This is a genomic window from Microbispora sp. NPDC049633, from assembly GCF_040675265.1.
Lineage (GTDB): Bacteria > Actinomycetota > Actinomycetes > Streptosporangiales > Streptosporangiaceae > Microbispora > Microbispora maris.
In genome coordinates this window covers 1-9,887 of the sequence record NZ_JBFAOO010000243.1, presented here as the reverse complement: position 1 = coordinate 9,887, position 9,887 = coordinate 1, and the positions used below count along the sequence as shown (strand labels likewise).

Genomic DNA, 9,887 nt, shown 5'->3' with positions numbered 1-9,887 from the left:
CAAGGAGGACCCGGTGTCGGCGGGCGCGGGCGTCGTCCTGCACGCCAAGCCGGGCGACGCCGTACGCGAGGGCGCGCCGCTGATGACCCTGTACGCCGACGAGGCCGGCCGGTTCGACCGCGCCCTCCAGGCGCTGGAGGGGGCGTACGAGATCGGCGAGGACGGCGGCGCGGACCTGCTGCCGCTGGTCATCGACCGCCTGACGGCCTGAGCGTCGGCTCGGACCGTCGGCGGCCGCGCTCATCCCGCGCTGCCGTCGACGGAGCCGTATTCGCGCACGCCGATCGCCGCGGCCGCCTCGCTCATGACGGCAGTCTCAACAGAACATCCGTTCCCTACATCGAACCAATGTCTGCGTCGTTCGCCGCGAGGGCGTCGCCGAGGGGCGTGCGGTAGTACAGGACCGACCGCCCGGCCCGGCGGCGCCGCACGAGACCGGCGTCGAGGAGCACCTTGAGGTGGCGGCCCACCGACCCCAGCCCCTGATGGGTCAGCGCCACGAGATGCGTCGTGCTCTTCGGCGCGGCGAGCAGCACGAGCACCCGCGCCCGGGCAGGGCCGAGCAGTCTGCCGAGCGCCTCGGGCACCGGCGCCCGGCCGGGCTCGGCCAGCGTTCCCGAGCAGGGGTAGACCAGGGCGTAGTGCCGGCCCGCCGTCCAGGCCTCACCGCCCGTCCGCCCCGCGCCCAGGGACGGCCCTCGGCCGCGGAGACGTGGCGGATCAACCGCAGGCTCTGGTACTCCGGGTCCCGCCGCCGCCTCTACCTCGCCCTGTGGGTGCCGAACGGCCTGATAGTCGGCTGTGAGTCGCTGTACGTCGCCTACGACTCCCGGCACGCCGGGCTGCTGTTCGCCTGTGCCGCCACCGGGATGCTCACCGGCGACATGCTGATGGGGCGGTTCGTCCCGAAGCGGTGGCGCGAGCGGCTGAGTGCTCCGCTGCGGCTGCTGCTCGCCGTGCCGTACCTGGTCTTCCTCGTCCACCCGTCCCGGCCGGTCGCGGTCGCCGCCGTCGTGCTCGCCTCGGCCGGATACTCGGCCGGCCTGCTGCTCCAGGAACGTCTCTTGGCCGTCACCCCCGAGGAGATGAGCGGGCAGGCGCTCGGGCTGCAGTCGTCCGGCGTGCTCACCATGCAGGGGGCCGGCGCGGCGATCGCGGGGGCGGTGGCGCAGGTCACCTCGGCCGCGGCCGCCATGGGCGTGATGGCCGTGGCCTCCGTCGCGGTCACCCTCGCGCTGGCGCCCGGGCTGCGGGCCGACGCGGCCGTGGAGGTCCGCTCCTGCGCGCCTGCCGGGAGGACGGCGTGATCGGCCGTACGAGGCGGTGTGCCAGGGTGGTCCTGCCGCGCCGGACCGGCCGGACGCGCAGAGGGGAGAACCGTGGCGGCTCACCGAGGCATCCGGCATGTCGAGATCGGCGTCGCCGACCTGACCCGCTCGCTTGGCTTCTACCGCGCCCTGCTGGATCTCGCCCCGGCGGACGGCCCGGCCGGGGGACCCGGCGTCGCCTGGCTGCAGGCGGGTCCCGTGCTGCTCAAACTGGTCGAGACGGAAGACGGCGATCTCGGCGGCTGGGTGAACGACGACCTCCAGCGTGGCATCCGGCACATCGGCTTCAAGGTCGGCGACGTCGATCTGCGGGCGGAGCGCGTGCGCGACGCCGGCGTGCCCTTCACACTGCCGCCGCTCGACGCGGTCGGCGGCGTGCGCATCGCGTTCTTCCAGGACCCGGACGGCACCCATCTGGAGATCACCGACAACCACCTCCGGTATCACCGGGTCGCCTCGCCCGAGCTGGCCGAGCGGGAACGGCTGGCCGCCCTGGCCAGGCCGCGTACGGCGCCGCCGGTCTTCGACCACGTGGCGGTCACGTCCGCCGATCTCGGCACGGCGCTGGCCTTCTACCGGGACACGCTCGGCTACGAGGAGATCGGCCAGATAACGCAGGACCAGGACCCCCGCGGCTTCCTGATCACCTATCTGCTGGCCGGGGACGCGGTCATCGAGGTGTTCACGTTCACCGCCCCGACGACGGCGAGCCCGTGGACTCCCGATCCGGGCCGGCACGGCTTCCGGCACATCGCCGTCGCCGTCGGGAACCCGGAGCGGGAGGCCGCGCGGCTGGTGGCCGCCGGGGCACGCGTCGCGGCGGACGGTTCGCTCGTCGACCCCGACGGCGTCCCCCTCCGCCCCTCCTGACCGTCCGGCGCGCCGCGATCAGGCGGGGCGAGGCGCGTCGTCCGGGGCGGGAGGCGCGTAGCCGGCGTTCACGAGGTGCGGGAACAGGTGCGCGGACAGGACGGCCCGATGGGTGGGGATCGCCTCCGCGTGCCGCCGCCGGCCTTCCTCGGTGACGTGGACGAACACGCCGCGCCTGTCCGCCTCGCACAGGGCGCGGGCGACCAGCCCCTCGCGTTCCAGCCGGGCGATGAGGCGCGACAGCGCGCTCTGGCTCAGGTGGACCTGGCCGGCGAGCTCCTGAACGCGGAACTTGGCCGCCCCCGGCTCCGCGCAGGGCGACTGCGTCTCGACCAGGCGCTCCAGCACCTCGAACTCGCTCACGCCGAGCCCGTGCTTGTCGCTGAGCTCCCGCTCCAGCGCACACGACACCTCGGAGTACCGGGCGAGCAGTTCGCGCCAGGCCATGACCACGAAGCCGGTGTCGGTGTCGTTCACGTGAGACCGCCTTTCTTCGCGCGACCATACCATGCGCGCGCAATAGATGCAAACACATTAATTGCTTGTGCATTGAATGCATGTGCATGTAACTTCTCTTGCCATGACTTCCTCCACTCAGGACGAGCGCTGGGGGGCCCGCCTGTGGGGTGCCCTCACCGTCCTCTGCGCCGTCGTGTTCCTCGACGCCCTCGACGTGTCGATGGTCGGGGTGGCGCTCCCGTCCATCCAGGCTGATCTCGGGATGTCCACCTCGTCACTCCAGTGGGTGGTGAGCGGCTACGTGCTGGGGTACGGCGGTCTGCTGCTGCTCGGGGGCCGGACCGCCGACCTGCTCGGGCGCCGCCGGGTGTTCCTGGCCGCCCTGGCCGTCTTCGCGGTCGCCTCGCTGCTCGGCGGACTGATGAGCGACGGGACGCTGTTGATCGCGGCCCGCTTCGTCAAGGGCGTCAGCGCCGCGTTCACCGCGCCCGCCGCTCTGTCCATCATCACCACGACCTTCGCCGAGGGCCCCGCCCGCAACCGGGCCCTGAGCATCTTCACCGCCTGCGGCGCCAGCGGATTCTCGCTCGGGCTGGTCCTGTCCGGCCTGCTCACCGAGATCGGCTGGCGCTGGACGTTCTTCATGCCGGTGCCTGTCGCGATCATCGCTCTGGTGGCCGGGGCGCGGCTGCTCGACCGGGGCGAGGAGCGCGGCGAGGGTGGCCACGACCTCCTCGGCGCCGTGACCATCACGGCGGCCATGCTGCTCATGGTCTTCGCCGTGGTGGAGGCGCCCAAGGTGAGCGTGGCGCGCACGGTGCTGTCGCTCGCCGCGGCCGCCGCCCTGATCGGGCTGTTCGTCTGGCTGGAGCGCCGGGTTCGGCACCCGCTGGTCCGGCTCGGCATCCTGCGCTCCGCGCCGCTCGTCCGGGCCAACATCGGCCTGGTCATCCTGTTCGGGTCGTACGTCGGCTTCCAGTTCGTGGCGATGCAGTACTTCCAGAACCTGCTGGGCTGGAGCGCCCTGGAAACCGCCCTCGCGTTCCTGCCGTCCGGGCTGCTGGTCGCGATCAGCTCGACCAAGATGGGCGGATTCGCCGACCGCTTCGGCACCGCGCGCCTGATCGTGGTGGGCTCGGTGGCGCTGCTCGCGGGGTACGCGGTGTTCCTGCGAGTGGACCTCCACCCCGGCCTGCTCACGATGGTGCTGCCGGGCATGGCCCTGCTGGGCGTCGCGTTCGCGCTGTCGTTCCCCTCGCTCAACATCCAGGCGACCGCGGGGGTCGGCGACGAGGAGCAGGGGCTCGCCTCAGGCCTGCTGAACACCTCCGGCCAGGTCGGCGGAGCAGTGGTGCTGGCGATCGTCACCGCCGTCCTGACCGCGGGGGCGGACGGCGGCGACCCGATCGCCCGATTCCGCGCCGCGATCGTGGTCTCGGCCGGGTTCGCCCTTGTCGGCCTGGCCGTCGCCCTCACCGGGCTCCGGTTCAGGCGGCAGCCGGTCGAGGCACGGGAGGAACCGGTGCTGGAGATGGTCTGACCGTCCGCCGGTTCGGAGGGGCGTCCCGGTCACCGGGGCGCCCCTTTTCCCATGTCCGCAGGGCTGCCGGAGCCAGTGGCGGGCCGGCACCGGGAGCCCGCCGCACGCCTGTGTCCGCTCAGCCGAGCGCCGACATGAACGAGGCGACGAGACGGGACCGGTCCCCGGGGAGCGCGCGCCCGCCGTGGACCATGAACGACGTCGTGGAGGACTGCGGCACGCCGCGCCCGGCGATCCACGAGACCAACTCCCGGCGGCGGTGGTCGAGGTCGATCCTGATCCGGGTGTCCGCGTCCCGGGCCAGATCGGTGATGAGGGCGCGGGCGGTCTCGTCGTCCTCCGCGACGACCGGCCCGACGAACAATCTGCCGGCGCTCCGCCAGGCCGCCCCGTAGCCGGTGATCTCACCATCCCGCTCGACCACCCGGACCTGCTCGGCGAAGGCGAACAGGCGGGTCAGCAGCCGCGAGCGGTCGGCCCCGAAGACCTCGATGTCGAGGGCGCACAGCGCGGCCAGGTCCCGCCCGGGCTCGGCGAGCCGTGAGGCGTCCCGCCCGGGACCCGCGCCGTACGGGTCGTCGCCGGCGTCGAAGTGGCCGACCCGGGCCTCGATCACGCCGACCGTCTCGAAGCCCAGCTTCTCGTACAGGGGCCGGCCGTACTCCGTCGCGCACAGGAACAGGGTCGCGTCGCCGGCCTCCGCCAGGACGTGCTCCAGGAGACGGCGTCCCAGCCCTCGCCCGCCGTGGCGGGAGGCCACCAGCATCATGCCGACCGCGGCCGCCGTCCTGCCGTAGCGGGTGAGGACGACCGTCCCCGCCAGTCCGCCGCCGTCCGGGGCGTCGATGCCGAAGCCCTCGCCGTTCTCCAGCAGGAGCCGCCACTTGCGCTCCTCCCTCGGCCAGGAGCGGTCCTGCGCCAGGTCGAGGCAGTGGGGCAGGTCCGCGAGGCCGAGGCGGCGGACGGGCAGAGCGGAGGGGGCTACGGGCTTCATGGGCACCTTTCCCTTGACGGCCATCCGACGTTGACGCGCTCCCCGGCCTGAAGGCGGGGGATTCAGCCCGTGCCGCTTCATGCGGCACCTCTGAGGCTTCCTGCTTCCTCGCGCCGTGCCGGGGCAGGCCCCGGTCTTACCTGCGCTCCACAGGCGTTTAGCCTGTCCGCCCGTCCGGCGGCCAGGATGTTCTTCGCTGCGTTGATGTCCCGGTCGTGGACGGCCCCGCACGGGCAGGTCCACGACCGGACGGCAAGCGGCATCGACTCGGCGACGGCCCCGCAGTCAGAGCAGAGCTTGGAGGAGGGGAACCACCGGTCGATCCTGGCGAAGTGGCGGCCGTACCGGGCCGCCTTATACTCCAACATGCTCACGAACTGCGACCAGCCCGCATCGTGAACGGACTTGGCAAGGCGGGTACGGCCGAGGCCAGAGGTGGCAAGGTTCTCCACGTACACCGCTTGGTTATCGCGGATGATCTTAGTGGAGAGCTTGTGTGCCCAGTCGCGGCGCGCGTCGGCCACTGCGGCGTGTGCCTTGGCGACCTTGGCCCTGGCCTTCTGGCGGTTCGCTGAACCTTTCTCCTTACGGGACAGTTCCTGCTGTGCCTTGCGCAGGCGTCGCTCGGCACGGCGGAGGAAACGCGGGTTGTCCACCTTCCGGCCGTCGGAGGTGACGGCGAAGTGGGACAGCCCGAGGTCGATCCCGACGTCGGCGGCCGAGTTCGGAAGGGGAACATCGCTGGTCTCGACGACGAACGAGGCGAAGTACCTGTCGGCCGCATCCTTGACCACCGTCACCGAGGATGGTTCGGCGGGCAGGTTCCGTGACCAGCGGACCGGGACGTCACCGATCTTCGGCAGGCGCAGCTTCCCGCCGGGGGTGACGGAGAACCGGGCGTTCTTCGTGAAGCGGATCACCTGCCGGTTGTCCCTCTTGGACCGGAACCGGGGCGGGGCGACCTTCGGCCCCTTCCGCTTCCCCGTCAGGGAGGCGAAGAAGTTCCGGTAGGCGACGTTCAGGTCTGCCAGCGCCTGCTGTAACACCACGGCTGAGACCTCTCCCAGCCAGGAGCGTTCCGAAGTCTTCTTCGCTTCGGTGATGACCCGCTTGGACAACTCTCCATCCGATATGTACGGCTGCCCGTTCTCGCGTGCGTCTTGTCGTGCGCGCAGCCCGTCGTTGAACACCACCCGCGCGCACCCGAACGCGCGGGCCAAGGCCTGACGCTGGCCCGGCGTCGGATAGAGGCGGAAGTTGTACCTGAGCTGCACGTCATGATCCTACCCTTGGTTTATGGCCGAGTATGGAGACATCAGAACTGGCAGGCACTGCGTTTTCGTCCTGCACGCCCACTTGGTTTTCGTGACCAAGTTCCGGCATGGGGTATTCACCGGTGCTCACCTGGAGCGCATGGAGCAGATCATGCGGGACGTCTGCGCGGACTTCGAGTGCGAGTTGGCCGAGTTCAACGGCGAGGCCAACCACGTGCACCTGCTGGTGAACTTCCCGCCCAAGGTCGCCCTGTCCCGGCTCGTCAACAGCCTCAAGGGCGTTTCCTCCCGCCGAATGCGACAGGAGTTCCCCGAACTGGCCCGCCACTACTACCGGGCGAGCAAGCTGTGGTCGGGCTCCTACTTCGCCGGAAGCGTGGGCGGCGCACCGATCAGCGTCCTACGCCAGTACATCGAGCAGCAGAACAGCCCCGTCTGAGCCCCCCGGACGCCGTCCGCCTTGGCGGCGGATCGGCTTTCCCTGCCCCGCTACGCGGGCAAGTCCGCTTCACCCCCGGGCCTGGATGCCGGAGCACTGCGGACGAATCAGGTAGCGCCCCCGGCGCCCCCGCCTGTGGCTGAGCGCCGGTGAGGCGTAGTGCGGATATGCCCATATGACGTGATTCCTGGTGAGCTGACAGACTGGTCGGCATGGTCAGGAGGATCGACGGCCCCACCCGCATCCCGGTGCCGGGCGGCAAGGTCATTGACGAGTACGTCGGCCGCGTCAACAGCGGCGACGAGCAGGTCTCCATCGCGCACATGGTGGCCCCGCCCGGCTGGGAGGAGCCCGCGCAGACCCCGGAGTTCGCCGAGTACACGCTCGTGCTCAAGGGGTCGGTCGTCGTGGAGCACGAGGACGGCACGACCGTGGTCGAGGCGGGCCAGGCGTTCGTCAGCGAGCCCGGCGAGAAGATCCGCTACAGCTCCGGGCCGTCCGGTGCGGAGTACGTGGCCGTCTGCCTGCCCGCGTTCTCCCCGGATACCGCCAATCGCGAGGAGTGAGAATCGGCAGGTCTCGGCGATCCGAAGCCGCTCGGTCCCTGGCTAGGATTGCCGGACGGACGACCGTGGGGAGGAGGGTGGCATGAGTAAGCTGCCCGATTTGGAGGAGATTCGCAGGGCACCCAAGGTGCTCCTGCACGACCATCTCGACGGCGGGCTGCGCCCCGGGACGATCGTCGACCTCGCCCGCGAATGCGGCCACACCCTGCCCACGTACGACCCCGGTGAGCTGGCGGTCTGGTTCAGGGACGCCGCGGACTCGGGTTCGCTGGAGCGCTACCTGGAGACGTTCTCGCACACCGTCGGGGTGATGCAGACGCGCGAGGCGCTGGTCAGGGTGGCGGCGGAGTGTGCCGAGGACCTGGCGGACGACGGCGTGATGTACGCCGAGGTGCGGTACGCGCCGGAGCAGCACACCTCCCTGGGCCTGTCGCTGGACCAGGTCGTCGAGGCCGTGCTGGAGGGCTTCCGGCTCGGCTCGGCCGGACCGGACGGCCGGCCGCGGATCAGGGTGGGCACGCTGCTGACGGCCATGCGCCACCAGGCCCGCTCGATGGAGATCGCCGAGCTCGCCGTACGCTACCGGGACCTCGGCGTGGTGGGGTTCGACATCGCCGGCGCCGAGGCCGGTTACCCGCCCACCCGGCACCTGGACGCGTTCGAGTACCTCCAGCGGGAGAACGCTCACTTCACGATCCACGCGGGTGAGGGGTTCGGGCTGCCGTCGATCTGGCAGGCCATCCAGTGGTGCGGCGCCGACCGCCTGGGCCACGGCGTGCGGATCATCGACGACATCACGGTGTCGGACGACGGCGAGGCCAAGCTCGGCAGGCTGGCGGCGTACGTCCGCGACAAGCGGATCCCGCTGGAGATGTGCCCGACGTCGAACCTGCAGACCGGGGCCGCCCCGTCGATCGCCGAGCATCCGATCGGCCTGCTGCGCCGCCTCTACTTCCGGGTGACGGTCAACACCGACAACCGGCTGATGAGCGGGACGAGCGTGTCGCAGGAGTTCGCCAGGCTGGTGGACGCGTTCGGCTACGACTGGGACGACCTGCAGTGGTTCACGGTCAACGCGATGAAGTCGGCCTTCATCCCGTTCGACGAACGGCTCGCGCTGATCAACGGCGTCATCAAGCCCGGGTACGCGCAGATGAAGTGGCGCGCATGAAACCTCAGGTGTACCGGTCCAAGCTGGCCTGGGTCTGCGGCTGGGCCTGGATGCTGTTCGCCGCCTGGAACGTGTGGGACCTGGTCGCCCACGGGAGCATCCCCAGCGCGCTGATCGCGGGCGCGGTGCTGGGCGTCATCACGGCGCTGGTCTTCGTGATGGCGCTGCGCCCCGCCATCGTGGCCGAGGAGGGCGGCGTCCGCGTGCGCAACGTGCTGCGGAACGCCTACGTCCCCTGGACCGGTGTGGACGACGTGTCCGTGGCCAGCGCCATCGTGATCGAGTCCGGAGACACCACCGTACGCTGCTGGACGCCCCAGGCGACGGCCCGTGAGCGGGCCAGGGCCGCCGGGCGGGCCGCCAAGGCGGCCAAGTCGGCGAACCGGGCCGAACGGGCGGTGGCCGAGGCCGTCGGCGCCCGCACCCACGCCGACTGGGTGGCCGGCCAGCTCACCGAGATGAGCCGGTCCCGCCGGGAGAACTCCTCCGGCGAGACCCGCGTCACCTGGTCTCCGTCCGCCCTGGCGGCCGTCGCCGCCGCGCTCGCCCTGGTCGCGGCCGCCTTCGTCGTCTCCTGACCACGGAGAGGGACCGGCGGCTCCGGAGTGGTCGCCGTCTGCCGAAGGGGTCCGCGTGCGTCTGGCGCGAGTGATCGTCGTCGTTGTGCTCGCCGCCCTCGCGAGCGTCTATGTGGTCGCCGGTGCGCCGATCGCGCTGGCGGTGTTCGGCGTGCAGGTCCTCTATCTGCTGAAGGTCAGGACGTGGTGGCTGCTCGCCGTGCAGGCCGTCCTCGTCTACGCGGCGAGCGTCGCCGGCGGGGTCTCCACCGGGATCCTCGGCTTCCTGGCCGGTTCGCTGCTGCTGACCCGTGCCCATCGTGATGCCGCGCGCGTGCTCGCGCCGCTCGTGGTGGTGAGCGCGGCGCTGATCGACGCCGCCCGGGGCGGGGCGACGGCCGACGCGACGATCACCATGGTGCTGGTCTCGCTGGTCGTCTTCGGCCTCACCCGGCTCGTGGAGCGCGCGGGCGAGATGCACGCCGCCCGGCTCTCGCTGGCCGCCGCGGCCGTGGCCGCCGAGCGGCTGCGCCTCGCCGCCGAGCTCAACGACGGCCTCGGGCGGAGCCTCCAGGTGATCGTCGAGGGCGGTCGCCGCGCGCTCGCGGAACCGCGCGACGCGGCCGAGGTGCTGGCCTCGGTGACCGCCACCGCGCGTGCGGCGCTGACCGACGCCCGCGCCGCCTCCG

At 71.5% G+C, this 9,887-nt stretch carries 11 protein-coding genes and 2 pseudogenes; 9 read left to right on the top strand and 4 right to left on the bottom strand.

Features of this window, described 5'->3' with window-relative positions; genetic code table 11:
• Window positions 1-211, top strand: a pseudogene (locus tag AB0J39_RS35235) (thymidine phosphorylase); the annotation flags it as partial.
• Between the two features lie 124 nt (window positions 212-335).
• Here the strand turns inward: AB0J39_RS35235 and AB0J39_RS35230 are convergent.
• Window positions 336-587, bottom strand: a complete 252-nt coding sequence (locus tag AB0J39_RS35230) for a winged helix-turn-helix domain-containing protein (RefSeq protein ID WP_363472748.1) — start codon at window positions 585-587, stop codon at window positions 336-338.
• Between the two features lie 54 nt (window positions 588-641).
• On the opposite strand from AB0J39_RS35230, the gene AB0J39_RS35225 reads away from it, so the two are divergent.
• Both AB0J39_RS35225 and AB0J39_RS35220 read left to right on the top strand, forming a co-directional pair.
• Window positions 642-1,307 (top strand): hypothetical protein, encoded by a 666-nt coding sequence (locus tag AB0J39_RS35225; RefSeq protein ID WP_363472745.1) that lies wholly within the window; start codon window positions 642-644, stop codon window positions 1,305-1,307.
• Window positions 1,308-1,379: 72 nt separating this feature from the next.
• On the top strand, window positions 1,380-2,198 hold the full coding sequence (locus tag AB0J39_RS35220) for a VOC family protein (RefSeq protein ID WP_363472742.1): 819 nt from the start codon (window positions 1,380-1,382) through the stop codon (window positions 2,196-2,198).
• Between the two features lie 18 nt (window positions 2,199-2,216).
• Here AB0J39_RS35220 and AB0J39_RS35215 read toward each other — a convergent pair whose 3' ends face one another.
• Window positions 2,217-2,675 (bottom strand): MarR family transcriptional regulator, encoded by a 459-nt coding sequence (locus AB0J39_RS35215; protein WP_363472740.1) that lies wholly within the window; start codon window positions 2,673-2,675, stop codon window positions 2,217-2,219.
• Window positions 2,676-2,778: 103 nt separating this feature from the next.
• Here AB0J39_RS35215 and AB0J39_RS35210 point away from each other — a divergent pair, with 103 nt between their 5' ends.
• Window positions 2,779-4,197, top strand: coding sequence for an MFS transporter (locus tag AB0J39_RS35210; RefSeq protein ID WP_363472737.1), 1,419 nt, complete (start codon window positions 2,779-2,781; stop codon window positions 4,195-4,197).
• Between the two features lie 118 nt (window positions 4,198-4,315).
• Here the strand turns inward: AB0J39_RS35210 and AB0J39_RS35205 are convergent, their stop codons facing one another.
• Together AB0J39_RS35205 and AB0J39_RS35200 are read right to left on the bottom strand one after the other, a co-directional pair.
• On the bottom strand, window positions 4,316-5,191 hold the full coding sequence (locus tag AB0J39_RS35205) for a GNAT family N-acetyltransferase (RefSeq protein ID WP_363472734.1): 876 nt from the start codon (window positions 5,189-5,191) through the stop codon (window positions 4,316-4,318).
• A 77-nt stretch (window positions 5,192-5,268) separates the two neighbouring features.
• A complete protein-coding gene (locus AB0J39_RS35200; RefSeq protein WP_363472731.1) occupies window positions 5,269-6,465 on the bottom strand; it encodes a transposase in 1,197 nt (398 codons plus the stop codon).
• A gap of 22 nt (window positions 6,466-6,487) precedes the next feature.
• Here AB0J39_RS35200 and tnpA point away from each other — a divergent pair, with 22 nt between their 5' ends.
• From tnpA to AB0J39_RS35175, 5 genes and pseudogenes are all read left to right on the top strand, one after another.
• Window positions 6,488-6,904, top strand: coding sequence for an IS200/IS605 family transposase (gene tnpA / locus AB0J39_RS35195; protein WP_363472729.1), 417 nt, complete (start codon window positions 6,488-6,490; stop codon window positions 6,902-6,904).
• Window positions 6,905-7,116: 212 nt separating this feature from the next.
• Window positions 7,117-7,470, top strand: coding sequence for a cupin (locus AB0J39_RS35190; RefSeq protein WP_363472726.1), 354 nt, complete (start codon window positions 7,117-7,119; stop codon window positions 7,468-7,470).
• An 82-nt stretch (window positions 7,471-7,552) separates the two neighbouring features.
• Window positions 7,553-8,641, top strand: coding sequence for an adenosine deaminase (locus tag AB0J39_RS35185; RefSeq protein WP_363472724.1), 1,089 nt, complete (start codon window positions 7,553-7,555; stop codon window positions 8,639-8,641).
• Window positions 8,638-9,219, top strand: a complete 582-nt coding sequence (locus tag AB0J39_RS35180) for a hypothetical protein (protein WP_363472721.1) — start codon at window positions 8,638-8,640, stop codon at window positions 9,217-9,219. The genes AB0J39_RS35185 and AB0J39_RS35180 overlap by 4 nt, the downstream gene beginning before the upstream one ends.
• A 55-nt stretch (window positions 9,220-9,274) precedes the next feature.
• Window positions 9,275-9,887, top strand: a pseudogene (locus tag AB0J39_RS35175) (hypothetical protein); the annotation flags it as partial.